General features: G+C 32.9%; 26 protein-coding genes. 15 read left to right on the top strand and 11 right to left on the bottom strand.

Annotated elements, in window-relative coordinates:
• Positions 1–17: 17 nt before the first annotated feature.
• From ccoS to EV143_RS14245, 7 genes are read left to right on the top strand one after another with little or no spacing between them, the layout of a single operon-like run.
• Positions 18–209, top strand: a complete 192-nt coding sequence (ccoS, locus tag EV143_RS14275) for a cbb3-type cytochrome oxidase assembly protein CcoS (RefSeq protein WP_133508619.1) — start codon at positions 18–20, stop codon at positions 207–209.
• 3 nt (positions 210–212) lie between these two features.
• Complete coding sequence (ccoN, locus tag EV143_RS14270) at positions 213–2402, top strand: cytochrome-c oxidase, cbb3-type subunit I (RefSeq protein WP_133508618.1); 2190 nt, start codon at positions 213–215, stop codon at positions 2400–2402.
• Positions 2403–2406: 4 nt separating this feature from the next.
• A complete protein-coding gene (locus EV143_RS14265; protein ID WP_133508617.1) occupies positions 2407–2583 on the top strand; it encodes a CcoQ/FixQ family Cbb3-type cytochrome c oxidase assembly chaperone in 177 nt (58 codons plus the stop codon).
• 17 nt (positions 2584–2600) lie between these two features.
• On the top strand, positions 2601–3539 hold the full coding sequence (locus EV143_RS14260; protein ID WP_133508616.1) for a cbb3-type cytochrome c oxidase N-terminal domain-containing protein: 939 nt from the start codon (positions 2601–2603) through the stop codon (positions 3537–3539).
• Between the two features lie 5 nt (positions 3540–3544).
• Positions 3545–4963: a cytochrome c oxidase accessory protein CcoG gene (gene ccoG, locus EV143_RS14255; RefSeq protein WP_133508615.1), complete on the top strand. Its 1419-nt coding sequence runs from the start codon at positions 3545–3547 to the stop codon at positions 4961–4963.
• A gap of 10 nt (positions 4964–4973) precedes the next feature.
• Positions 4974–5423 (top strand): FixH family protein, encoded by a 450-nt coding sequence (locus EV143_RS14250; protein WP_133508614.1) that lies wholly within the window; start codon positions 4974–4976, stop codon positions 5421–5423.
• Between the two features lie 12 nt (positions 5424–5435).
• Entirely contained in the window at positions 5436–6137 is a 702-nt protein-coding gene (locus tag EV143_RS14245) for a sulfite exporter TauE/SafE family protein (protein ID WP_133508613.1), read from the top strand.
• Here the strand turns inward: EV143_RS14245 and hemN are convergent.
• The 5 genes from hemN to EV143_RS14220 all read right to left on the bottom strand — a co-directional run bounded on the left by hemN (position 6134) and on the right by EV143_RS14220 (position 11011).
• Positions 6134–7498 carry an oxygen-independent coproporphyrinogen III oxidase gene (gene hemN / locus EV143_RS14240; protein WP_133508612.1) on the bottom strand — a complete coding sequence of 455 codons (1365 nt, stop codon included), beginning with the start codon at positions 7496–7498 and terminating at the stop codon, positions 6134–6136. The two genes, EV143_RS14245 and hemN, sit on opposite strands and share 4 nt — an antisense overlap.
• 304 nt (positions 7499–7802) lie before the next feature.
• Positions 7803–8273, bottom strand: a complete 471-nt coding sequence (locus EV143_RS14235; protein WP_133508611.1) for a hypothetical protein — start codon at positions 8271–8273, stop codon at positions 7803–7805.
• 106 nt (positions 8274–8379) lie between these two features.
• On the bottom strand, positions 8380–8727 hold the full coding sequence (locus EV143_RS14230; RefSeq protein WP_133508610.1) for a hypothetical protein: 348 nt from the start codon (positions 8725–8727) through the stop codon (positions 8380–8382).
• A 112-nt stretch (positions 8728–8839) separates the two neighbouring features.
• Positions 8840–9262: a DoxX family protein gene (locus EV143_RS14225; protein WP_133508609.1), complete on the bottom strand. Its 423-nt coding sequence runs from the start codon at positions 9260–9262 to the stop codon at positions 8840–8842.
• Between the two features lie 120 nt (positions 9263–9382).
• The gene (locus EV143_RS14220; protein WP_133508608.1) at positions 9383–11011 is read right to left on the bottom strand and encodes an acyl-CoA carboxylase subunit beta; all 1629 of its coding nucleotides are present in this window, start codon (positions 11009–11011) and stop codon (positions 9383–9385) included.
• Positions 11012–11185: 174 nt separating this feature from the next.
• Here EV143_RS14220 and EV143_RS14215 point away from each other — a divergent pair, with 174 nt between their 5' ends.
• From EV143_RS14215 to EV143_RS14200, 4 genes are all read left to right on the top strand, one after another.
• On the top strand, positions 11186–11776 hold the full coding sequence (locus EV143_RS14215) for a TetR/AcrR family transcriptional regulator (RefSeq protein WP_133508607.1): 591 nt from the start codon (positions 11186–11188) through the stop codon (positions 11774–11776).
• A gap of 68 nt (positions 11777–11844) precedes the next feature.
• Positions 11845–12303: a hypothetical protein gene (locus EV143_RS14210; RefSeq protein ID WP_133508606.1), complete on the top strand. Its 459-nt coding sequence runs from the start codon at positions 11845–11847 to the stop codon at positions 12301–12303.
• 5 nt (positions 12304–12308) lie between these two features.
• A complete protein-coding gene (locus EV143_RS14205) occupies positions 12309–12623 on the top strand; it encodes a DUF3817 domain-containing protein (protein ID WP_133508605.1) in 315 nt (104 codons plus the stop codon).
• Positions 12624–12631: 8 nt separating this feature from the next.
• Entirely contained in the window at positions 12632–12859 is a 228-nt protein-coding gene (locus EV143_RS14200; protein ID WP_243739876.1) for a hypothetical protein, read from the top strand.
• A 64-nt stretch (positions 12860–12923) separates the two neighbouring features.
• On the opposite strand, the gene lpxD is transcribed toward EV143_RS14200, so the two are convergent.
• From lpxD to prfB, 3 genes are all read right to left on the bottom strand, one after another.
• Positions 12924–13922, bottom strand: a complete 999-nt coding sequence (gene lpxD, locus EV143_RS14195) for a UDP-3-O-(3-hydroxymyristoyl)glucosamine N-acyltransferase (protein ID WP_133508603.1) — start codon at positions 13920–13922, stop codon at positions 12924–12926.
• 611 nt (positions 13923–14533) lie between these two features.
• Positions 14534–14977 carry a peptide-methionine (R)-S-oxide reductase MsrB gene (msrB, locus tag EV143_RS14190; RefSeq protein ID WP_133508602.1) on the bottom strand — a complete coding sequence of 148 codons (444 nt, stop codon included), beginning with the start codon at positions 14975–14977 and terminating at the stop codon, positions 14534–14536.
• 126 nt (positions 14978–15103) lie between these two features.
• A protein-coding gene (gene prfB / locus EV143_RS14185) for a peptide chain release factor 2 (protein ID WP_133508601.1) occupies positions 15104–16202 on the bottom strand; the annotation gives its coding sequence in 2 pieces (ribosomal slippage) (positions 15104–16138 and positions 16140–16202; 1098 coding nt in all).
• Between the two features lie 150 nt (positions 16203–16352).
• On the opposite strand from prfB, the gene EV143_RS14180 reads away from it, so the two are divergent.
• Positions 16353–17372 (top strand): threonine aldolase family protein, encoded by a 1020-nt coding sequence (locus EV143_RS14180; protein ID WP_133508600.1) that lies wholly within the window; start codon positions 16353–16355, stop codon positions 17370–17372.
• Positions 17373–17501: 129 nt separating this feature from the next.
• On the opposite strand, the gene EV143_RS14175 is transcribed toward EV143_RS14180, so the two are convergent.
• Positions 17502–17822: a YbaB/EbfC family nucleoid-associated protein gene (locus tag EV143_RS14175; RefSeq protein ID WP_133508599.1), complete on the bottom strand. Its 321-nt coding sequence runs from the start codon at positions 17820–17822 to the stop codon at positions 17502–17504.
• A gap of 140 nt (positions 17823–17962) precedes the next feature.
• Here EV143_RS14175 and EV143_RS14170 point away from each other — a divergent pair, with 140 nt between their 5' ends.
• From EV143_RS14170 to EV143_RS14160, 3 genes are all read left to right on the top strand, one after another.
• Positions 17963–20023: a S9 family peptidase gene (locus EV143_RS14170; protein ID WP_133508598.1), complete on the top strand. Its 2061-nt coding sequence runs from the start codon at positions 17963–17965 to the stop codon at positions 20021–20023.
• Positions 20024–20093: 70 nt separating this feature from the next.
• The gene (locus tag EV143_RS14165; RefSeq protein WP_133508597.1) at positions 20094–21134 is read left to right on the top strand and encodes a PLP-dependent cysteine synthase family protein; all 1041 of its coding nucleotides are present in this window, start codon (positions 20094–20096) and stop codon (positions 21132–21134) included.
• A gap of 365 nt (positions 21135–21499) precedes the next feature.
• Entirely contained in the window at positions 21500–22384 is an 885-nt protein-coding gene (locus EV143_RS14160) for a LamG domain-containing protein (protein WP_133508596.1), read from the top strand.
• 211 nt (positions 22385–22595) lie between these two features.
• On the opposite strand, the gene EV143_RS14155 is transcribed toward EV143_RS14160, so the two are convergent.
• Together EV143_RS14155 and EV143_RS14150 are read right to left on the bottom strand one after the other, a co-directional pair.
• Positions 22596–23435, bottom strand: coding sequence for a hypothetical protein (locus EV143_RS14155; protein ID WP_133508595.1), 840 nt, complete (start codon positions 23433–23435; stop codon positions 22596–22598).
• 577 nt (positions 23436–24012) lie between these two features.
• Complete coding sequence (locus tag EV143_RS14150; RefSeq protein WP_133508594.1) at positions 24013–24390, bottom strand: hypothetical protein; 378 nt, start codon at positions 24388–24390, stop codon at positions 24013–24015.

Below are 24390 nucleotides of genomic sequence, written 5' to 3'. Positions count from 1 at the left end.
TAACATAAATTTACGGTATGAGTGTTATTTATCTATTAATTTCAGTAAGTATTTTCGTGGCAATAGGTTTCTTTATTGCTTTCATTGTTGCTGTCAAATCCGGTCAGTACGATGATGATTATACGCCCTCGGTCAGAATTCTTTTTGATGATGAGACAAAAATTACTTCCCAAACAAATGATGCACAAATCGAAGAAAAACAAGTATAAATTATGGAAATGGAACAGTTTTATTACGACAACAAAATTGTAAAAAAATTCATTTACGCCACTATTCTTTTTGGAGTAGTTGGTATGTTAGTAGGGCTAACCCTGGCGGTTATGTACCTTTTTCCCAACATGACTGATGGGATTTCGTGGCTTAGCTACGGTAGATTAAGGCCTTTGCATACAAACGCCGTTATTTTTGCCTTTGTAGGAAATGCTTTTTTTGCCGGAATGTATTATTCGATGCAGCGATTGCTAAAAGCCAGAATGTTTAGTGATTTTTTAAGCAATTTGCATTTTTGGGGCTGGCAGTTAATTATTGTTGCCGCAGCCATAACATTACCTTTAGGTTATACTTCATCAAAAGAATATGCTGAACTGGAGTGGCCTATTGATATTGCAATTGCAGTTATTTGGGTTGTTATGGGTATCAACATGATTGGTACAATGTTACGTCGTAGAGAGCGTCATTTATATGTGGCAATATGGTTTTATTTGGCCACATTCGTAACAGTTGCTGTTTTACATATTTTTAATAATATAGAAATTCCGGTTTCAGGATTAAAAAGTTATTCTGTATATGCGGGTGTTCAGGATGCGCTGGTACAATGGTGGTACGGGCATAATGCAGTAGCATTTTTCCTGACGACTCCATTTTTAGGTTTAATGTATTACTTTATTCCAAAAGTTGCCAATCGTCCTATATATTCCTATCGTTTATCGATTATCCACTTTTGGTCATTGATTTTTATATATATCTGGGCTGGACCGCACCATTTATTATATTCAGCCTTACCAAGTTGGGCTCAGAATTTAGGTGTTGCATTTTCAATAATGCTTATCGCTCCGTCTTGGGGAGGTATGATCAACGGACTTTTAACTTTAAGAGGAGCGTGGGATAAAGTTCGCGAAGAACCAGTTTTAAAGTTCTTTGTAGTAGCCATTACAGGATATGGAATGGCAACTTTTGAAGGACCAATGCTTTCCTTAAAAAATGTAAACGCAATTGCGCACTATACAGACTGGATCGTTGCACACGTACACGTAGGTGCCTTAGCATGGAACGGATTTATGTCGTTTGGTGTGATTTACTGGTTGATTCCACGAATGGCAAAAAGCAAATTATTCTCTAATAAGTTAGCCAATTTCCATTTCTGGATTGGGACATTAGGAATCATTTTATATGCATTACCAATGTACGTGGCTGGTTTTCAACAGGCATCAATGTGGAAACAGTTTAATCCGGATGGAACTTTAACCTATGGTAATTTCCTTGAAACAGTAACAGCAATTATGCCGTTGTATTGGATGAGAGCTATTGGTGGTTCTTTATATCTAGTAGGAATGCTGACATTGGTTTACAACATTATTATGACTGTAAGAGCTGGTGAAACAATCGAAGATGAATTGGCTCAGGCTCCGGCACTACAAAGAATAAGCAGTAATAGATTAAGTGGAGAAAAATTCCATTCATGGTTAGAAAGAAAACCAATTCAGTTAACCATTTTAGCAACGATTGCTATTTTAATAGGAGGTGTTATTCAAATTGTACCAACAATAATGGTCAAATCAAATATTCCAACAATTTCAAGTGTAAAACCTTATACACCTTTGGAAATTGAAGGACGTGATTTATATATAAGAGAAGGTTGTGTAGGTTGTCACTCTCAGTCCGTTCGTCCTTTTAGAAGTGAGGTAGAACGTTACGGACCACAATCTAAAGCAGGAGAATTTGTATACGATCATCCATTTTTATGGGGATCAAAACGTACCGGTCCTGATTTGTTAAGAGTAGGAGGAAAGTATAATGACAATTGGCATTTTAACCATTTCTGGAATCCACAAAGTATTTCTGCAGGTTCAATCATGCCAGGTTATAAATGGCTGTTTGATAATAAGCCAATGGATATTTCATTAACGCAAAAGAAAATGCAGATTATGGTTTCTCTTGGTGTTCCCTACACCGAAGCTGAAGTAGCAAATGCTCAAAAGGCATTAAGAACACAGGCAATTTCGATAGAAAAAAGTTTAGAAAATGATCCTGATTATGTAAAAAGTTATGAGGACAGTAAAAAAGCTGCAGCGGCCAAAGGTGAAAAATTTACACCAATGAACGAGAGAGAAATTGTAGCATTGATTGCTTATATACAAAGGCTTGGAACTGATATTAAAGTAAAAGATAATTCTAAAAAATAACATCATGTTCGAACAAATAAAACACAATATGGAGAATATATCGGGTATAGAAATTTACCCGATTATTTCTCTCCTGATATTCTTTTCGTTTTTTGTAGGCTTAGGCTTTTGGGTATTCTCATACAAGAAAGATAAAATTCAGGAAATGAGTGAAATTCCTTTAGATGAAGGAGCAGTATAATTTCAAAAGATAATAAAATGAAAAAATTTTTCCCAGTATATGTAAGAGTACCGCTGATTTTCTTCATCGTTTTTGGTTTAATGGAATTTTTTATTGATTCTGGTGACCGACCGGCTTTTATAAAATATCCAATGCTTTCTGTTTTCTTATTTGCATTTCTGTTTATTTTAATTGCTATTGAAATTACATTAAGTGCAGTAAACCGTATCATGTACCAATTGATGACTCCGGAAGAAAAAGCAAAATTAGCATATGAAGATAGTTTAAGTTTAAAAGAAAGCAATTGGTATAAAAACCTAATGCATAAACTTACCAAAACGCAACCTATTGAACGTGAAGGTGATTTATTGATGCATCATGACTATGACGGAATTAAAGAATTAGACAATAATTTACCGCCCTGGTGGATTTATTTATTCTATATCACTATTGTTTTTGGAGTAATTTATTTTACAAGATATGAGGTTTTTGGTGCAGCCGATCAGGAAGCTGAATTAAAAACAGAAATGGCTCAGGCAAAAGTTGACGTAGAAGAATACCTTAAAACAGCACCGGATTTGATGGATGAAAAAACAGTTGTTTTACTAACTGATCCGGAAAATTTAGCAGCTGGTAAAGAAATATTCACAACCAATTGTGCTGCTTGTCACAGAGCGGATGCCGGAGGACAAATTGGTCCGAATTTAACTGATAACCACTGGATCTTGGGTGGAGGAATTAAAAACCTGTTTCATACGATTACCAATGGTGGACGTGATGGTAAAGGAATGATTTCCTGGAAAGGAACTTTAAAACCTAAAGAAATTCAAAAAGTGGCAAGTTATATTTTGTCTCTGCAAGGAAGTAATCCAAAAGATCCAAAAGCACCGGACGGAGAAATTTGGGTAGACGAAAGTGCTCCTAAAACAGATGCTGCAGAAGTTAAAGGAACAGATAATACCGAAGTTAAAAAATAACAATCATGTCAAATTTACCAGACGAAGCTTTTAGAGATACCATTGGAACTATTGATGAAGGTGGAAATCGAAAATTTATTTTTCCGAAGAAACCGTCTGGTAAGTTTTACAATTATCGAAAAATAGTCAGCTACGTTTTATTGGCCATTTTAATTGCAAATCCGTTTATAAAAGTAAACGGAAATCAATTTATGATGTTCAATGTTATGGAGCGTCGTTTCAATATTTTTGGATCCCCTTTTTGGCCGCAGGATTTTTACCTTTTTGTAATATCAATGCTCGTTGGTATTGTCTTTATTATATTGTTTACAGTTGTTTTTGGAAGGATTTTTTGTGGATGGATTTGTCCCCAGACTATTTTTCTTGAAATGGTTTTCCGAAGAATAGAGTATTGGATTGATGGCGACCGCGGTGCTCAATCCCGTTTGGCAAGGCAAGAATGGAATGCAGAAAAAATCCGAAAAAGGCTCATTAAATGGTCTATATTTTTCCTGATTTCTTTTGGTATAGCCAATGTTTTTCTAGCCTATTTGGTAGGTAGCGATGTTTTGTTTTTAATGGTTGAAGAAGGCCCGGTTCAGCAAGCAAGTAATTTTGTTGCACTGCTTATTTTTACAGGAGTGTTTTATTTTGTATTTGTCTGGTTTCGGGAACAGGTTTGTATTATTGCCTGTCCGTATGGTAGGTTGCAAGGCGTTCTTTTAGATAATAAATCGATTAATGTTGCCTATGATTTTGTTCGTGGAGAAAAAGAAGCTGGTCGTGCTAAATTTAATAAAAAAGAAGACAGAGCCATAACCGGAAAAGGAGATTGCATCGATTGTCATCAATGTGTGCATGTTTGCCCTATGGGAATTGATATTCGAAACGGAACTCAATTAGAATGTACCAATTGCACTGCCTGTATTGACGAATGCGATACCATAATGGAAACTGTTGGCTTACCAAAAGGACTTATTCGTTATGCATCTGAAGATGAAATTGCAAAAAAAGAACCTTTTAAGTTCACAGCAAGAATGAAAGGTTACACGGCTGTTTTATTTATTTTACTAAGTGTTTTTGCGGGAATGTTATTTTTAAGAACGGATGTTGAGGCGATAATTTTACGTTTGCCAGGACAGCTTTTTCAACATAAAGGTGATAAAATCAGTAATGTATACACTTATAAAATTGTCAATAAAACGATGAATGATTACAATGATATTCATTTTGAATTAATTAATCAAAAAGGTCAGATTAAGAATGTAGGAAAAGAGCATTTTAAAGTTAAAAAAGAAGGAATCTCACAAGGAACCTTATTTATAGAAATAGAAAAAGCACTTTTAGAAAGTGATAAAACAAAAGTTGAAATTGGAGTTTATAACGGCAAAGAATTGCTTGAAACTACAAGTACAAATTTTTTAGGTCCACGAAGTTTTAATTAAAAGATATATTATGAAAATCAATTGGGGAACCGGAATTGTCATTGCCTTTGCGCTGTTTATGACATTCATTTTATATTTTGTTTTTGAAGTACAATCCAATAGCAAGTATGATAACGATTTGGTTGTAGAAGAATATTATAAACACGATTCGCATTTTCAGGAAGAAATGGCCCGAATTCAAAATGCTCATGATTTGCAACAAAAGCCTTCTATTAAATATACTGAAGATGGTGTAAAAATTGCTTTTCCAACTACATTAGAAAGTGATAAAATAAAAGGGAATATTTTGCTGTACAGACCTTCAAACAAGAAATTTGATTTCAATACCCAAATTTCATTGACAAATTCTACTTTACTGATTCCAAAGAATAAATTGGTAAAAGGACGTTGGGACGTTAATATGGAATGGCAATACGATGGAAAGAAGTACTTAACAAAAGAAGTTATTTATGTAAATTAATAATAAAAACAAATGTTGTACTCCGCTTTTATATTTGGACTTATCAGCAGCCTGCACTGCATCGGAATGTGCGGTCCAATTGCTATGATGTTACCTGTAGATCATCAAAATGAAGCGAAAAAGGTAACCCAAACACTAACATATCATTTTGGTAGATTAACCGCTTACGCTTCAATTGGTTTAATTTTTGGATTATTAGGAAGAGGTTTTTTCTTAGCGGGTTTGCAACAAAAAATGTCGATATTTATTGGTTTGGCAATGATACTTGTTGCTTTAATTCCTGAAAAAGTATTTTCAAAATATAATTTTTCAAAACCGGTTTATAAAATCATTTCAAAAATAAAATCAAACTTAGGAAATCAATTTAAAAATAAAAGTTTTAAATCACTTTTTATAATTGGATTGCTAAACGGATTCTTGCCTTGCGGAATGGTTTATGTTGCTTTATTTGGCGCAATAGCAATGCAAAGCGCCAGTTTGGGAATTTTGTATATGATTTTATTCGGTTTAGGAACTCTGCCTTTAATGACGTTGGTCGTGTACATTCATTCAATGATAAAACTTCCGTTTAGAAATAAAATTCAAAAAGCAATTCCTTATGTAGCCGTGATTATTGGCGTTTTATTTATTCTAAGAGGTTTAGGGTTAGGGATTCCTTATATTTCACCATCTAATATGAGTTTATTTGTACAGCAAGTTCCTAACTGCCATTAAACAGTCATCGAAAACAAACTTGTTTCCGGTGATTTTCTTTTTAAATGCAAATCAAAAGCCATACAAATATTACGAACAAAAGGTTTTCCGGCTTCGGTAATTCTTATTTTATTTTCTTCAATTACAATTAATTGATCTTTTTCTATTTCTTTCAAATAAGATAAGACTTCAGGAAGTTCTTCAAAATAAAAAGATTGATCGCTCCAGGAAGTTTCAAACTCACAAGTTAAGTTCAAAATGTGTTTTCGAATAATAAGATCCTCATCAGTTAGAATATGACCTTTAACAATAGGCAATTTATCCCATTCTAATAATTGATAATAATCTTCAAGATTCTTAGTATTCTGAGCAAAACTATACCAGCTGTCGCTAATAGATGAAACGCCTAAACCAATCATCAATTGAGTTTTTGAAGCGCTATAGCCCATAAAATTTCGGTGCAGTTTATTGTTTTGCGCAGCTTTATACAAACTGTCAGATTCTAATGCAAAATGATCCATTCCAATTTCATGATAACCATTTTCTGAAAGGAGTTGTTTGCCAACTTCGTAAAGTTTTCTTTTTTCGGCATCTTTAGGAAGGTTTTCATCATTAAAACCGCGCTGTCCGTTTCCTTTTATCCACGGCACATGTGCGTAGCTGTAAAATGCTAAACGATCCGGTTTTAGAGAATTTGTTTTTTCTACTGTATCAACAACATCTTCAAGAGTTTGAAACGGAAGACCAAAAATAATATCGTGGCCGATAGAAGTATATCCAATTTCTTTTGCCCAAAAAGTTGCTTTAGCTACATTATGAAAAGGCTGAATTCGGTTAATGGCTTTTTGAACTTTTTCGGCATAATCCTGAACACCAAAACTCACTCGGCGAAAGCCTAAATCATATAATTTTTTGAGTTGTTCGTAAGTCGTATTATTAGGATGTCCTTCAAAACTGAATTCATAATTTTCAGCTTTATTAGCAAAACTAAAAATACCATTAATAAGATGTTCTAAATTGTTTTTTGAAAAGAAGGTTGGAGTTCCTCCGCCTAAATGAATTTCTTTTATAAGAGGTCTTTCCGGAAGTACTTTGCAATATAAACTCCATTCTTTTAAAAGTGCTTTTATGTACGTTTCTTCAACCGAGTGATTTTTAGTAATGCGTTTGTTGCATCCGCAAAAAGTACACATGCTTTCACAAAAAGGCAAATGAATATATAAACTGATTCCGTTTTGTGAATTACTTTCTGAAAAGGCTTTTTGAAAAGATTCGATCCATTTTTCGGTAGTAAAATTGGCTTCATTCCAGTACGGAACAGTTGGATAACTTGTATATCTTGGACCGGGAACGTTGTATTTTTGAATCAATGAAATTTTCATAAAAGTCTATGTTGGATCATCAAAATTAATTCCTAAATCCAAAACATAAAATGATAAATATCATATTACTAGGGTGTAATTAATTTAAACACATAGAAACATAGACTCTAGGCTCTTAAAAAAGGCGTTTCGTTTATTTAAAATGCACAGAGCTTAGATATGTGAAAGAAATACGTTTCTCTTTGTATTCTTTTTAGGTATAAATCTATGTTTCTATGTGTTTGAAAATTACACACAACGGATTAATACTATAAAAAAAAGAGACTCAAAATGAGCCTCTTTTTACTGAATTAAATAACTAACACTAAATAGAATCCTGAATGATTTTAAGCCATTTTTTTGCAAACATATGATCTTGGTAAGCGCTTATTTGTTTGATGCGGTCATCATCAAAATCATAGAATGGAATTGTAATTTTTTTAGAAGTTTCCCTTTCCTGAAATTCAAAATCAATTTTTAAAATTGTATCTGAATTTCCGTCTGTTGTTGGAATTAATTTGCAGGACGAAACCGTTTTTAAATCTACAAATGTTGCTTCCTGTTGATTTGGGTTGAAATTCATTAAAATAAACTTTCGATTTTTTTGATCGATTGTAAGCGTTTTGTTGCTCTGAGTTTCGGTTAAATCAAAATCTTCCGGATGTGCGGGATTGAATTTCTTTTTGATGTCCAGAATTTTAGATTTGTTTGCAGCGCTCGTTCGGGCAGAAAAATATACGGGAATTGCTACTATGACCGCAATCACAATACCAATTATAGTTACACTTGTATCCATGTTTTTTAAATTAAATAATATGAAATGATAAACAGTTTCCGGATTGGAAAACAGTTTAATTTATTTGGAAGAAATAATTCTTCACGCTAAAATTTCATGTATTTAATTACCAAAAATAGTGGAAAGGGTAGAGCAGTAATAAGACTTTTTTGCTCTGCAGAGAATATTGGTTGGAAAAGTTTGCTACAGATTTTACAACCTTATGACTCGGAATTAAAACCAATAAAGAGTCAAACCATTTAATTAAAGTAGGTTGGCTCGTTTTAATATTTGCAGCAAATTGATAGCTGGTTTGTGGCTGAATAAAATCTGACGCATCCAGATAATCAAGAGAAAAATTCGTATCTGATTTTTGAGTTTCAACTTTTTGTACAGCAAGCTGGTTTGCCTGAAAAGCAAAAAAAGCCATGACCAAAAGTGATAGAAAAATAACGGTTTTACGAATCCAATTCATGGTGGCGAATTTAATGCATAAAACACAATTAAAGAAATTTTAAAGAAAAGATTAACTTTAAAAAGAGAGTTGTTATTTATCCTCAACATTTTACCGTCGAGGATAAATATTATTATTGCTGCATTTTGAAATAATAATCAGCGGAATGTTTTCCGCTGCCATAAAACAAAAAGAAAATACAAACTAATAAGGTAACTACTGCCAGAATTAAATTTTCAGAGTGCATGTTTCCCATAAAATTGATAATAACAGCCCCAAATAAAATGGGTAACTGAGCTGCTATCGCCCAACGGGTAAGCAACCCAAAAACAATCATTATACCTCCAATCATATGAGCCGGAGCAATGTAATGTAACATAAACATTCCGCCTCCAAACCTATCGACAGGAGAAATTAAATCATGCAAATACTGAATGTTGGTTACAAACCAGACACCTTTCATAAATAAAAAAACGCCCAATACAATACGTACTAAATCTACTGGTAAATAAGTGTGCGAATTTGCCCATTTATTTAAACTTTTTACATTTTCCATGATACTAATAGATTAAAAATTCATACTAAAGTTAGTAATTTTTAATCATATAATGTATTTCAATGTATTGAAAATGAGTTTTTTACTATTTATTTAACTCATTTTGAGAATATAGAAAAGCTAAACCTGAATTACGCCCAAATTAAATTGTTTTTGAATAGGTGCATGGTTTGCAGCTTCAATCCCCATAGAAATCCATGTTCTGGTATCTAACGGATCAATAATGGCATCTGTCCATAATCTTGAAGCGGCGTAATAAGGCGAAGTTTGTTCGTCGTAACGTGCTTTTATTTTATTGAATAACTCTGTTTCTTTAGCCTCATCTACAACTTCTCCTTTTGCTTTAAGCGAAGAAGCTTCAATTTGAGCCAACACTTTTGCAGCCTGAGTTCCGCCCATAACGGCAAGTTCTGCACTTGGCCAGGCAAAAATTAACCTCGGGTCATAAGCTTTTCCGCACATCGCATAATTTCCTGCTCCGTATGAATTTCCAACGATTACAGTAAATTTTGGTACAACCGAATTACTTACGGCATTTACCATTTTGGCGCCATCTTTTATAATTCCGCCATGTTCAGATTTTGAACCAACCATAAAACCGGTAACATCTTGTATAAAAACTAATGGAATTTTCTTTTGATTGCAATTCGCAATAAAACGGGTTGCTTTATCTGCACTGTCAGAGTAAATTACGCCACCAAACTGCATCTCGCCTTTTTTGGTTTTAACTACTTTTCTTTGGTTAGCAACAATCCCAACAGCCCAACCGTCAATTCTGGCGTATCCGGTTATTATAGTTTGTCCGTAACCATCTTTATAGGCTTCAAATTCAGAATTATCGACCAAACGATTGATGATTTCCATCATATCATATTGCTCATTTCTGGCTTTTGGCAAAATTCCATAAATGTCTTTTGGTTCTAATTTAGGTTTTTCAGCTTTGATTCTGCTGTAGCCAGCTTTATCATAATCGCCAATTTTGTCTACAATATTTTTTATTTTATCTAAAGCATCTTTATCGTCTTTTGCTTTATAATCTGTCACTCCGGAAATCTCGCAATGTGTCGTTGCTCCGCCTAAAGTTTCATTATCAATAGTTTCTCCAATAGCCGCTTTTACTAAATAACTTCCGGCAAGGAAAATACTTCCGGTTTTATCAACGATTAAAGCTTCGTCGCTCATAATAGGTAAATAAGCACCACCTGCAACACAACTTCCCATAACGGCAGCGATTTGAGTGATTCCCATACTGCTCATTTGAGCATTGTTTCTAAAGATTCGGCCAAAATGTTCTTTGTCAGGAAAAATTTCATCCTGAAGCGGTAAATAAACACCGGCACTATCGACTAAATAAATAATTGGCAATCTGTTTTCCATTGCAATTTCCTGTGCGCGAAGGTTTTTCTTTCCTGTAATAGGAAACCAGGCACCTGCTTTTACAGTGGCATCGTTGGCAACAACAATACATTGTTTTCCTTTTATATATCCTATTTTAATAACAACACCGCCAGAAGGGCAGCCGCCATGTTCAGCATACATTCCTTCACCAACAAATCCTCCAATTTCGATGCTTTTCGAGTTTTCATCTAGCAAATAATCGATGCGTTCGCGAGCCGTCATTTTACCTTCGGCATGTAGTTTTTCGATACGTTTTTCACCTCCGCCCAATTTTACTTTGGCAAATTTTTGTTTTAGGTCAGAAAGTAATAGTTTATTGTGATCTTCGTTTTTATTGAAGTTTAAATCCATAAGAAATTGATGTTTTTACAAAATACTGTTGGCTAATTTACAAAATCAATTGATAAATTGGATTTATGATTTCATAAAATAAAAACTTTAATTGATTTTATGTATTAATTCTGAATTTACAGGAAGTCATATTTTTTGCCTTAATTTGTTATTTCATACTAATTAGTATTTTTTATGTCAAAAGCTGCAAATACAAGACTGACAATTCTGAACAAAGCGTTTGAATTGATTTATTCTAAAGGATATCAAACCACTAGTATCGATGATATTATTGCGACAACGCAAGTAACAAAAGGTGCGTTTTATTATCATTTTAAAACAAAAGATGAAATGGGAGTTGCCATTATTGAGGAGATTTTAAAACCTGTAATGATGGAAAGTTTTATACAGCCAATTGAGAATTCTTTAAATCCTGTTGATGATTTTTACAATATGATTTCTTATTTGCTTCTTGAAGATCCTTTTTTACAGGTAAAGTACGGCTGTCCAGTTGGAAACCTCACACAAGAAATGACGCCTTGGAATAATCAGTTTAGCATTGCCTTGTCTGAATTAGTAGAGCAATGGAAAAGAATTATTGAAAAAGGTATTTTGAACGGTCAAAAATCGGGTTTAATCAGGAAAGATGTAAACGGTGAACAAGTTGCTTTTTTTATCATGTCGGGATATTGGGGAATCCGTAATTTCGGAAAACTTCAGGATAATAATTCATGTTATGTGCTTTATTTACAAGAGTTTAAAAATTATTTAAATAGCTTAAAATAATTTTACTTTCAAAAACATACCAATTAGTATGTTTTTGAATATATTTGCATTGTCATAATCAAAAAACAATGTATCAAACGCTATTATTTTGCCATTCGATCTTGCGATGGCTCGTATTAGGAAGCTTATTGTACTCGATTTTCAGAGCTTATAAAGGTTATTCTACTCATTCAATTTTTACAAAGACAGACAATTCAGTTCGACATTGGACTGCAACGATTGCCCATATTCAGTTAGTTTTTGGGATTTTAATCTATGTACAAAGTCCGATAGTAAAGTACTTCTGGAAAAACTTTAAAGAAGGAATTCAAAATACCGAGATCGTATTTTTCGGGTTATTGCATATTTTCCTGATGTTATCTGCTATTGTTTTAATTACGATTGGTTCGGCTTTAGCCAAAAGAAAGGCAAATGATAATGATAAATTTAAAACGATGTTAGTTTGGTTTTCTATTGCTTTAATTGTGATTTTTATTGCCATTCCCTGGCCATTTTCTCCTTTAGCAAACAGACCTTATTTTAGATAAAACTTATGAAAAATTTACTGCAGACAAATACCGGAAGATTACGAATTATTGGGTTTTTAGAAGGAACATCATTATTGATTTTGCTTTTTATTGCGATGCCTTTAAAATATATTTTTGAAATGCCAATTTTAACCAGACCAGTTGGTACAATACACGGAGCTTTGTTTTTGCTCTTCGTTTTTAATACTTTGAGTGTAGGTGTTGAACAAAATTGGAAATTTAAGGATACAACCTGGAAAGTTCTTCTGTCGTGTATAATTCCGTTTGGGACTTTTTATATCGATGCCAAAATTTTAAGTAAAATAGATTTGAAAAACTAAAACATTTAATGACCAAAAGAATTCAAACCATGGTTTTAGTATTTAAAACAAATGTAAATACGCTTTCGAAAGTACAGCGGATTACTCCAAAACTGAATAGATTATTTCCGAACTCTAAATGGAATTTTGATCTTGAAGATTGCGATCGGATTTTGCGATTTGAATCCGATAATAATATTATGAAAGAGATTATTATTTTAATGAAGATTCTGGGCTTTGAATGTGAAGCCTTATAAAAGTATAAAGCAAAAAAAAACAGAAGATTAACTTCTGTTTTTTTTATATATAATATCGTTTAATTTATTTTTTAGAATCGCAAACCATTCTCTTTAAAATAGCCCATTGTTTTAGTGCATCACGTGCTTCAACAGCTGGATATCCTAACATTGTTTTTCCGGCGGCAATATCTCCGGTAACCCCCGAACCAGCACCAACAATAGCTCCGTCGCCAATAGTGGTATGATCTTTTATCGAAGCGCTTCCGCCAATAATTACACCATTTCCTAAAGTTACAGAACCGGCTAAACCACTATTTCCTGCCATAATACAAAACTTCCCTAATTTACTGTTATGCCCAATCTGAACCAGATTATCAATTTTACAGCCATCACCAAGAATTGTAGAACTGAATTTTCCACGATCAACACAAGAGTTTGCGCCAATTTCAACTCCGTTTCCGATAATAACATTTCCAATTTGTGGAATTTTCACTAATCCTTTTTCTTTACAAGGACGGAATCCGAAACCATCAGCACCAATTGTTGCGTTTGGGTGAATAATGCAATCGCTACCAATATGACAACGTTCACGAACTACAGTTCCAGACCATATAATAGTGTTTTTACCAATGGTACATTCGTCTAAAATTGTCACATTTGGATAAATAGTGGCGTTAGCTCCAATTTCTACATTTGGGCCAATATAACAACCTGCACCAATTCTGGCTCCTTCGCCAATAGTTGCAGTTTCATCTACTGTAGCAGTTTTATGAATGTTGGTATGAAAAATTGGAGTAGGAGGAGCAAAAAGTGCCAAAATTTGAGACATTGCCAAATCTGCATTTTTTACTTTGATAAAAGCACGGTTTTCTCCAGGTTCAATCGAAATGTCTTCGTTAACAACTGCAACTGAAGCTTTTGATACTTCCCATAATTTTTCATATTTCTTGTTTCCAATAAAAGAAATTTCAGAGGTTGTAGCTTTTTCTAATTGTTCTGTAGCTGTAATGCATTGAGAAGTATTGCCGTATATTACGCCATTTATAACTTCATTGATTTCATGAATTGAGTAGGATTTCATTTAGTAAATTTAGTTGACTTAAGGTTTAATATTCGCCAAATAAAATGATTTACATTTAAATTACCTAATCTTATTCTGAAGTTTTTTACACAGTATTATAAATAATAGTTTAAATATTACAAAATTAACATAAATACTATTAATTTATTGTTTGATTTGTATTTGCAAAGTGCAATGTGAGGCTTTTATTACATCACTTATTATATCATATGTAAGTTTAAAATATTTTTTTGAGGCAATAATAGGAATATGTAATTTTATAATTTGTAATAATCTATCTGTTTAAGGTTTAGCTATTTTAGATATTACTGCGGCTTATAAATTAAGTCTTTTTTGATGATTGAGAGAGTACCGTATTTTGTAAGTTATTGCACTTTTTTTGATTATCATCAGAGATCAGTTATTTTTTTGTCCAATTGTTGATGAAAATTATAGTAAGGATTTTTAAATAGATTTTGTTAATGTTTACAATCAATATTGACAACAATTATAATTGGTAAGTTAAAACTTATTTTTAGTTATTGTTAGTTGAAACAGACTACAAATAAAAAAGCGATTCTCTTTTTGGATAAAAAGGAATCGCTTTTCTTGAATAATTTAATCTTAAATTATTATTTTATTTTAGATAATGACACAGCGTTTATACAATAACGTAAGCCGCTTGGTTCAGGACCATCAGGGAAAATATGCCCCAAATGCGCATCACAAGTACTGCAAACAACCTCAACACGAATCATTCCGTGTGATTTGTCAGCATGATAGGCGATTGCATTTTCTTTAATTGGTTGTGTAAATGAAGGCCAGCCTGTTCCGGATTCAAATTTTTCTGACGCATCAAAAAGCAAAGTTCCACAACATTTGCATTCATAAATTCCAGGATCAAATAAACTGCAAAGTTCTGAGCTAAATGATCTTTCGGTACCTTTTAAACGTGTTACCTGATATTCTTCAGGGGTTAAGATCTGTTTCCATTCTTCCTCTGTTTTCTCTACTCTTTTTTCCGGAATTGGATTTCCTTTATTTGTAAAACGAATTACATCTGCCCATTTAATCATACTATATAGATTTAAAATGAAAATTATTTAATTAACCATTAAGATATTAAGAAAAATTAAGTTTTTGCTTCTTAATGAAACTTAATAACTTAATGGTTCAAAGAAAAATTTTAAATGTTTAAAATTTTATTCCTCTTCTTTTTGTCCCATCATCATTAAAAATGCTTTTAGGAAAGCATCAATATTTCCGTTCATTACGCCATCAACATCGCTGGTTTCGTAACCGGTACGAACATCTTTTACTAATTTATAAGGCTGCATAACATAATTACGTATTTGCGAACCCCATTCTATTTTCATTTTTCCGGCTTCAATATCAGCACGTTGCGCTTGTTGTTTTTTCAACTCAATTTCATATAATTGAGAGCGTAACATTTGCATGGCACGTTGTCTGTTGTCTTGTTGAGATCGGGTTTCTGAACACTGAACCTGAATTCCGGTTGGTTTGTGTACCAATTGCACTTTTGTCTCAACCTTATTTACGTTTTGTCCTCCGGCACCACTTGATCGCGAAGTTGTAATTTCGATATCAGCAGGATTAATGTCAATTTCGATACTATCATCAACAAGCGGATAAACGTAAACAGATACAAATGAAGTGTGACGTTTGGCATTACTATCAAAAGGCGAAATTCGGACTAAACGATGTACGCCGTTTTCTCCTTTTAAATAGCCAAAAGAATAATCACCTTCAAACTCTAAAGTAACAGTTTTAATTCCTGCAACCTCACCTTCCTGAAAGTTAAGTTCTTTTATTTTATAGCCATAACTTTCTCCCCACATCATGTACATACGCATCAGCATTCCGGCCCAGTCGCAGCTTTCGGTTCCGCCGGCTCCGGCAGTAATCTGAACAACAGCACTTAAACTGTCACCTTCGTCAGAAAGCATGTTTTTAAACTCGATGTTTTCAATATGAGTTTGCGTTGTGTTATAGTGCTCGTCTAATTCTTCTGAAGAAAGTTCCCCTTCTTTATAAAAATCATAGGCAAGCTGCAGCTCATCAGTAAGTTCGATAGCTTTGTTGTAATCTTCGATCCATTTTTTTTTGTTTCGAAGGTTCTTTACAATGACTTCAGCTTCTTTTGCATTATTCCAAAAATCGGGAGCGAAGGTTTTTTCTTCTTCGTTGGCAATTTCAATTAATTTGGCATCAACGTCAAAGATACCTCCTCAACGCACCAAGGCGCTCCACAATACCTTTTATTTGTTCGGTAGTTGTCATAAATTAATATTAGTTTTATATGTTTTTTATAAATATTACGTTAATTTGGTTTTAGTTTATTGATGAGTTAAAATTTATTAAAACTCACAAAGAATAACTATAAGTAATACGTAATTTTGTTGTACAAAAATAAGATATAGTTTTTAGAATATGGAAATAAATTTAATTAGCGATACCATTACCAAACCTACATACGAAATGTTACAATATATGTTTAACGCTCAGGTTGGCGACGACGTATACAAACAAGATCCTACGGTTATCGAATTAGAGACAAGAGTAGCCGAATTTTTTGGTATGGAAGCTGGACTTTTTTTTCCGTCAGGAACTATGGCAAATCAAACCGCAATTAAATTACATACACAACCAGGAGAACAATTAATTGCAGATAAATATGCGCATGTTTATCATTATGAAGGAGGAGGAGTTTCCTTTAATAGCGGCGTATCCTGCTGTTTGATAGATGGAGACAGAGGAATGATAAATGCAGCTCAGGTAGCGGCGGCGATTAACGATCCGGAGTTCTATCATAGTCCTTTAACGAGTTTGGTTTGTGTAGAAAATACAACCAATAAAGGTGGTGGCGCGTGTTACGAATTAGATGATTTAAGAGAAATAAAAAAAGTATGTGACGCCAATAATTTAAAGTTCCATTTAGATGGTGCCAGAATTTGGAATGCATTGGTAGCGAAAAGACAAAATCCTAAGGAATTTGGGGCTATTTTCGACACAATTTCGGTTTGTTTATCAAAGGGATTGGGCGCTCCCATAGGTTCTGTTTTACTTGGAAGTAAAGCTGATATTCATAGAGCGTTGAGAATCAGGAAGATATTTGGCGGAGGGATGCGTCAGGTTGGTTATTTGGCCGCGGCCGGATTATATGCATTGGCACATAATATTGAAAGATTAGCCGAAGACCACCGTAGAGCTAAAGAAATTGCAGCAGTTTTAGCTACAAAACCATGGGTTGCAGCAATAGAACCTGTAGAAACCAATATTTTGATTTTTTCATTGGCAGAAGGGTATAAAGACCATCTTTTAATCGAAAAACTAAAACAAAAGAATATCTCAATAAGCTCAATGGGACATAATAAACTTCGAATTGTAACGCATTTAGATTATAGAGAAGTAATGCATACGTATGTTTTAGAGACGCTTTCGAAATTTTAGGAAAAAGTTCAAAGTTGCAAAGGTTCAGAGGAACAAAGGCTTCAACTTATTGGTATAAAAGATAAAGGTTCAAAGGTTACTCACAATGTGAAAACCTTTGAACCTTTTTTACCTAGAACCTCAGTACCTTTATTTAAAAAGATCATCCATTCCCGGAATCATCGGCATATCCATTTTGGCAACGGCGTCAAGTTCTCTTTCGTTTACGCTTGTTGCTTTTTCAATTGCTTTATTTAAGGTTACAATTAAGTAATCTTCAAGTTGTTCTTTGTCTTCTAATAAAGAATCATCAATAGAGATTGATTGTACCTTTCTATTAGCTGTTAATGTCACCTTTAATAATCCGTCAGCGCTTTGTTCATCAATTAAAACGGTATCCAAACGCTTTTTTGTATCTTCTATCTTTTGTTGGGTCTCTTTAAGTTTACCCATCATTCCCATTAAATCCATTTTGTTGATTTTTAAATTATCTCATACAAAATTAGTATATTGCTGTATTAAAACAATAGAATATTTTATGAAAAAATTAATCCCGTTCTATTGTGATTATAGTATTTTTGCTCCTTCTTATAAAAATTAATGTCCAACAAATGCAAAACGATATAAAGGCACCAAAGGCCAAAGAAATTTCAAAATCATTAAAAAAACATAAAGAAATACGAACTGATAACTATTTTTGGCTAAATGACCGTGAAAATCCTGAGGTAATTGATTATTTAAATCAGGAAAATGCTTATTACCAAAGCATGACAGCGCATACAAAACAGCTTCAGGAATCTTTATATGAAGAAATGAAGAGCCGAATAAAAGAAGATGATTCTTCTGTTCCTTATTTTTACAATGGTTATTTTTATATTACTCGTTTTGAAACCGGTCAAGATTATCCAATATTTTCAAGAAAAAAAGGAAGCCTTTCTGCAGATGAAGAAATTTTATTCAACTGTAACGAGATGGCAAAAGGGTATGCGTATTTTAAATTAGGAGGATTAAGCATAAGTCCGGACAATAAATTTGCAAGTTTTGGACTTGATATTGTTGGAAGAAGAATTTATACCATTCAAATTAAAAATTTAGAGACAGGAGAAATTTTGTCAGATAAAATCGAAAATGCAACGGGCGGTTCTGTTTGGGCAAATGACAATCAAACCATATTTTATGTCAAACAAGATGAAGTTACTTTAAGATCAGATAAAGTATTCAGACATAAATTAAATACTGATTCATCAGCTGACGTTTTGGTTTTTAATGAAACCGATGATACATTTAATGTTTCGATAAGCAAAGAAAAATCAAGAAAATATATTGTTATTGGTTCAGGAAGTACTTTAACAACCGAATATCGAATTCTGAATTCTGATAATCCCGATGGTGAATTTGAAGTGTTTCAAACTCGTGTACGTGGTCTGGAATATAGTATTTCGCATTTTGAAGACTCTTTTTATATTTTAACCAATAAAGACAAGGCAACCAACTTTAAGTTGATGAAAACGCCTGAAAATAAAACAGGAAAGAAAAACTGGGTTGATCTTATTCCGCATCGTGAAGATGTTTTACTGGAAGATATTGAAATCTTCAAAAACTATTTAGTAGTTGAAGAAAGATCAAATGGTTTAAATCATATCAGAATCATGCCTTGGAATGACGAGCCGGATTATTACCTTCCTTTTGGCAGCGAAACGTATAATGCTTACACCACAACCAATATTGATTTTGATACCGATATATTACGTTACAGTTATCAGTCGCTTGCAACGCCATCGTCTGTAATTGATTTTAATATGAAGACCAAAACCAAAGAAATCTTAAAAGAGCAACAGGTTTTAGGAGGAAAATTTGATAAAGAGAATTATATTGAAGAACGCGTTTGGGCAACCGCCAGAGATGGAGTAAAGGTTCCAATTTCGATGATTTATAGAAAAGGATTAGAGAAAAATGGTAAAAATCCGCTGCTTCTTTATGCCTATGGTTCTTATGGGATAACTATGGATACTTATTTTTCGTCAACAAGACTTTCGCTCTTAGACCGCGGTTTTGTTTATGCCATTGCACATATTAGAGGAGGAGAAGATTTAGGGAGACAATGGTATGAAGATGGAAAACTGTTAAAAAAGAAAAATACCTTTACAGATTTCATTGATTGCTCTAAATTTGTAATAAACGAGAAATATACTTCTGCCGAACATTTGTATGCAGAAGGAGGATCTGCAGGAGGACTTTTGATGGGCGTTATTGTAAATGAAGCTCCGGAATTGTACAACGGAGTTATTGCTCAGGTTCCTTTTGTAGATGTTATTACAACCATGCTCGATGACAGTATTCCGCTAACAACTGGGGAATATGACGAATGGGGAAACCCAAATAATAAAAAATATTACGATTATATGTTGTCGTATTCGCCGTACGATAACGTAAAAGCGCAACAATATCCAAATATGTACGTTTCTACAGGATTGCATGATTCGCAAGTACAGTATTGGGAGCCTGCCAAATGGGTAGCTAAGTTGAGAAACATGAAAACAAACGATAATCTTTTGTTTCTAGATACCAACATGGATGCTGGACATGGCGGTGCTTCAGGACGATTTGAGGCTTTAAAAGACTTAGCAAAAGAATTTAGTTTTTTATTAGATTTAGAGAAAATTAAAGGCTAATTAGAAATTTTTTGTTAAATTTGCAACCTATCGGGGTTATTTAAAAATACCTTTGATTAACTATTTTTTTATGAAAGAAGAAATAAACGCTTATAATAATGTTTTAGAATTAATAGGTAACACCCCCCTTATTAAGCTAAATAAAATCACCGAAGAGTTAGAAGGTAATTTCTACGCAAAGGTAGAAGCTTTTAACCCAGGACATTCCTCAAAAGATAGAATAGCGTTATATATTATCGAAGAAGCTGAGAAAAAAGGAATTCTTTCTCCCGGAGATACCATAATCGAAACAACATCTGGTAACACAGGATTTAGTTTAGCTATGGTAAGCATTATAAAAGGTTATAATTGTATATTGGCAGTAAGCTCAAAATCATCGAAAGATAAAATTGACATGTTGAGAAGTTTAGGAGCGAAGGTATATGTATGTCCCGCCAATGTTTCTGCAGATGACGAAAGGTCATATTATAATGTTGCCAAGCGCCTGCATGAAGAAACAAAAGGTTCAGTATATATCAATCAATATTTTAATCAGTTAAATATTGATGCTCACTATAACACTACAGGTCCTGAAATTTGGGAACAAACCAGAGGACAAATTACCCACCTTATTGCTTGTAGCGGAACTGGAGGAACAATCTCAGGAACTGCAAAATTCTTAAAAGAGCAAAATCCTAACATTAGAATTCTTGGAGTCGATGCATTTGGCTCAGTATTAAAAAAATACCACGAAACAAGAGAATTCGATAACAAAGAAATTTATCCGTATCGTATAGAAGGTTTAGGTAAAAACTTAATTCCATCTGCTACTGATTTTGATATCATCGATAAATTCATGAAAGTTACGGATGAAGAAAGTGCTCACTCAGCAAGAGAAATCACTCGTAAAGAAGGTTTATTTGTTGGATATACTTCAGGTGCAGTAATGCAGGCGATTAAACAATACGCAGAAGAAGGTGAGTTTACAAAAGACAGTAATATCATCGCTATTTTCCCAGATCATGGTTCTCGTTATATGAGTAAAGTATTTAGCGATGACTGGATGAATGAACAAGGATTCTTTGATAGTATCAACGAAGAAGAAGTTCAAAAAATTGAATTTGTAAAGTAATTACATTACTTCTAAAATAAAAAAGCTCCGAATAGAAATATTCGGAGCTTTTTTATTAATAGATATGTCAAATATTGAATCTACTGCAATTTTAAATTTGAATGGTTAATCGGTTTAAATTAATTCTCTTAAAATTGTACTAATAACGTATTTGTAAAGGATTATTTTTATATTTGTTTAAAGTTAATTCATTATTTTAAGAATATAGCTAACATTTTAATCGATTCAAAAGTAGGTAAAGTCTTCTGTTTTTATTTTTTCAACGATTATTTAAGTCAGTTATCGGTAAAGTTTTTGATAAACTGTATAATAGTATAGATTAGATGTGTTAAAATGACACATGTCTTAATACCAAAACCTACTATATGAAGAGAATACTACTCACAATAATGTTTGTAAGTTTTTTTAATACCAATGCCCAAAATCCGATTCAGGAATTCAATTTCAACGGAAATCTGAATAATGCCGATAAAACAATTTCGTTTGTTGGAACCGCTAATTTTGTAACTGACAGAATGGGAGTTGCTAACGGAGCACAGCGACTTACTAACAAAGCTTTGCAAGCTGTAGTAGGAGATCTTCCACAAGACAAAAAACCTCGCTCTGTATCGATTTGGATAAAATTTAATTCTATAGTTGCACCAAATTATATTTTAGGTTATGGTGGCGCAGCAAATGCTCAGTATTTTGGTTTGTTACAACAAGCGGCATCTTCGGGTAATTCTGAAGTAAGTCTGGCAGGGTGGGGAGCCGGTAATGATGTTCTGGTTTCAGTTCCGCTTTCAAAAGAGGTATGGTATCATTATAGTATTACGTATGATGGAAACACTTCTAAAGTATACCGCAATGGTGAATTATTAAAATCAGTAGACGGAATTTCCCGCTTAACGAAAGGATATATTTTTAGACTTGGAGAGCTAAACACAACAATTGGTATTAATGCCGATATAGACGATTTAAAAATATATAATGTCGCAATGACAGATGAGCAGGTTATGGAGTCTTATAACAGTTCTAAACCTATTCCTGCTCCGGTAGTGGAGAAAGCGCCAACTGTAAAAAAAGGCGCAGCAGATACAAAAACTGTAGCAAAGACAACAGCTTCTACAACTCCTCTAAACAGTAATACAATTTCTAAAAAAGTTGAGGTTTTCTCACAAGGAAAAAAAATAATAGGAAGCAATGCTTCTAATATTGGTGACTTACCGGAAGGAACTTATTTATTGAAAATAACAAATGGGCAGGATTAGCAACTAATGATGCGAACATGATTCGCTAACTCTACTTAGTAAAAATGAAAAAGCCTTCTGAATTCCAGAAGGCTTTTTCATTTTTTGTTTTGTTAGCTGATAACGCTAAGAACTACGAATAACATTCCAGTATGATTATCGCAAATTTGTGTATTTTGAGGTTTGCATTTGGATTGGTTTTATATGTTAATAAATTATTGTTAACGACTATCTATTTTTCGAAAACTCCATAAATAAAAATACTTTCGGGCATATTTCCACCTTCTATGCAATAAATAACAACTAATTCGTTATTTTCAGAAATTTCAAATTGTCTAGAACTATGATCGTCGGTATACGTATAATAAATACCATTTTCTTCTTTTATTTTGAAATTATATTTCTTAGCTAGTCCCTCAAGTTCTGTTTTATCAAAATATCTAAAAGTGGATAATACTTTTACATTTTCTATTATAATGTAAATTTTTTTATTTTGAATTTCTATATATGAGTTACTCCACAGAGAATAATCAGTAGTACTTAACCAATCATCATATTGGTTAAGTACTTGATGTAATTTTAAACCATCGAAAAATGTATAAGAAGCAAATTCCTGATCCATATTTTTTATGTACGAGATAGGGCGAGTAGATAGTTTGTATTCTTCTAACCAATTATTAAATTTCATATTGTTATTTGAAAATAACAGATTATAAGGCCCTTGAAATTTTAAAAGACTATCATAAATATTAATTAAAAAGATAATATGATTGTCAAAGCCACTATTACAAAGTTTTAACTTTTCATTTTTAAATAATTTTATTTCAAAGACATCATCTTCAGAAAAATTTCTTATGTAATCAATATCTAAATGAATAGATTTTCGCTTTTTTAACAGATCAATTATTTTTTTTTCAACTTTAATAACGTCTAATTCGCATTGTATAGGCTCTAGGAAAGTTGTTATTGCAATAGTATGACTTATTGATTCTAGTAAATTAAATCTTTCTGAAGATATTTTTCCAAACTCAACTAAGTTGCCATCTTTATTTATTATGTAGAAGAATCTCATTTTTTATAATTTAGAATTAAAATATAGACTAACTTCTTCAGCAGTATTTTTAATTATTTCCACTTCTCCATCAAAATTATTGGCTTTTAATATTTTACCAGTTGGCGTCCCCGGCTGCGCTGCGCAAATGTCTCTGACTTTGCGCTACTTTCTAACAAATATAATCTAAAAACTAAATGTCTAAAGTCTCTGACTTTAAAGTATATTTCAATATAAATCGTAACGAGTTAATGACTAAGAATCTAAAATTTTTATTATCGTCTGATCTTGAATTATATATCTTTTTATTTCATGCAAAGTATTTTGTTTCAAAAGTAAACGATTTGTTTTTGTGTTTTAACATTAAAAACCAACCGTAAAAAGTCGGGGACTTTATGAAATTTACAATATATAACAACAAAAAAAATTGCGCAAAGTCAAAGACATTTGCGCAGCTTTTCTTAAGAAGACTTCGAATAGCAGAGTAGCACTATATTTTTAAAAAGAACACTTCGAAGACCGGGAGAATAATTATTAGCATCCATATCGCTAGCATATCAATTTTCTTGCGTAAAATGACTTATGTAAAATGAAAGCCTCAAGTAGTGAGGCTTTCGTTATTATCAAGAGCATTTTTTGCTTCAGCTATATTATCCAATATCCACTTGTAATATTTACTGCTTGTATATTTTTTAGCGGCATTTTCAATTCTATTTATAAAAACATTACTTTGAAAAACGCCGCTCAATCTAGCAAAGTGATTTGATACAACTTCAAAGTCGTCTTCGCTATCTAATCGTTCAACAAACTCAATCGTTTTAATTTCATTTATCATTAATAACGTCTCAATGATATTTGAATATAATACATGAGCATAATCATTTACATGTAGCTTTTGTTTATTGTGAACTAAAAATAACAATTCAGCATCTCGAAAAGAGAAAATGCAATTTATTGAGTTAGTGTCAAAATTCAT

The sequence above is a fragment of the Flavobacterium chryseum genome, assembly GCF_004362015.1.
Taxonomy (GTDB): domain Bacteria; phylum Bacteroidota; class Bacteroidia; order Flavobacteriales; family Flavobacteriaceae; genus Flavobacterium.
This window is presented reverse-complemented; position numbering and strand designations above follow the sequence as displayed.

Bases quoted from the DNA above. Each gene is read 5' to 3' on its own strand.
- EV143_RS14200 (WP_243739876.1), top strand. From the start codon at position 12,632: ATGACCAAAAGAATTCAAACCATGGTTTTAGTATTTAAAACAAATGTA.
- ccoS (WP_133508619.1), top strand. From the start codon at position 18: ATGAGTGTTATTTATCTATTAATTTCAGTAAGTATTTTCGTGGCAATA.
- EV143_RS14235 (WP_133508611.1), bottom strand. From the start codon at position 8,273: ATGGATACAAGTGTAACTATAATTGGTATTGTGATTGCGGTCATAGTA.
- EV143_RS14220 (WP_133508608.1), bottom strand. From the start codon at position 11,011: ATGGATTTAAACTTCAATAAAAACGAAGATCACAATAAACTATTACTT.
- EV143_RS14265 (WP_133508617.1), top strand. From the start codon at position 2,407: ATGTTCGAACAAATAAAACACAATATGGAGAATATATCGGGTATAGAA.
- EV143_RS14155 (WP_133508595.1), bottom strand. From the start codon at position 23,435: ATGAGATTCTTCTACATAATAAATAAAGATGGCAACTTAGTTGAGTTT.
- EV143_RS14205 (WP_133508605.1), top strand. From the start codon at position 12,309: ATGAAAAATTTACTGCAGACAAATACCGGAAGATTACGAATTATTGGG.
- EV143_RS14245 (WP_133508613.1), top strand. From the start codon at position 5,436: ATGTTGTACTCCGCTTTTATATTTGGACTTATCAGCAGCCTGCACTGC.
- EV143_RS14260 (WP_133508616.1), top strand. From the start codon at position 2,601: ATGAAAAAATTTTTCCCAGTATATGTAAGAGTACCGCTGATTTTCTTC.
- EV143_RS14170 (WP_133508598.1), top strand. From the start codon at position 17,963: ATGCAAAACGATATAAAGGCACCAAAGGCCAAAGAAATTTCAAAATCA.
- hemN (WP_133508612.1), bottom strand. From the start codon at position 7,498: ATGAAAATTTCATTGATTCAAAAATACAACGTTCCCGGTCCAAGATAT.
- lpxD (WP_133508603.1), bottom strand. From the start codon at position 13,922: ATGAAATCCTACTCAATTCATGAAATCAATGAAGTTATAAATGGCGTA.
- EV143_RS14175 (WP_133508599.1), bottom strand. From the start codon at position 17,822: ATGGATTTAATGGGAATGATGGGTAAACTTAAAGAGACCCAACAAAAG.
- EV143_RS14230 (WP_133508610.1), bottom strand. From the start codon at position 8,727: ATGAATTGGATTCGTAAAACCGTTATTTTTCTATCACTTTTGGTCATG.
- ccoG (WP_133508615.1), top strand. From the start codon at position 3,545: ATGTCAAATTTACCAGACGAAGCTTTTAGAGATACCATTGGAACTATT.
- ccoN (WP_133508618.1), top strand. From the start codon at position 213: ATGGAAATGGAACAGTTTTATTACGACAACAAAATTGTAAAAAAATTC.
- EV143_RS14180 (WP_133508600.1), top strand. From the start codon at position 16,353: ATGGAAATAAATTTAATTAGCGATACCATTACCAAACCTACATACGAA.
- EV143_RS14250 (WP_133508614.1), top strand. From the start codon at position 4,974: ATGAAAATCAATTGGGGAACCGGAATTGTCATTGCCTTTGCGCTGTTT.
- EV143_RS14165 (WP_133508597.1), top strand. From the start codon at position 20,094: ATGAAAGAAGAAATAAACGCTTATAATAATGTTTTAGAATTAATAGGT.
- EV143_RS14160 (WP_133508596.1), top strand. From the start codon at position 21,500: ATGAAGAGAATACTACTCACAATAATGTTTGTAAGTTTTTTTAATACC.
- EV143_RS14215 (WP_133508607.1), top strand. From the start codon at position 11,186: ATGTCAAAAGCTGCAAATACAAGACTGACAATTCTGAACAAAGCGTTT.
- EV143_RS14225 (WP_133508609.1), bottom strand. From the start codon at position 9,262: ATGGAAAATGTAAAAAGTTTAAATAAATGGGCAAATTCGCACACTTAT.
- EV143_RS14150 (WP_133508594.1), bottom strand. From the start codon at position 24,390: ATGAATTTTGACACTAACTCAATAAATTGCATTTTCTCTTTTCGAGAT.
- msrB (WP_133508602.1), bottom strand. From the start codon at position 14,977: ATGATTAAATGGGCAGATGTAATTCGTTTTACAAATAAAGGAAATCCA.
- EV143_RS14210 (WP_133508606.1), top strand. From the start codon at position 11,845: ATGTATCAAACGCTATTATTTTGCCATTCGATCTTGCGATGGCTCGTA.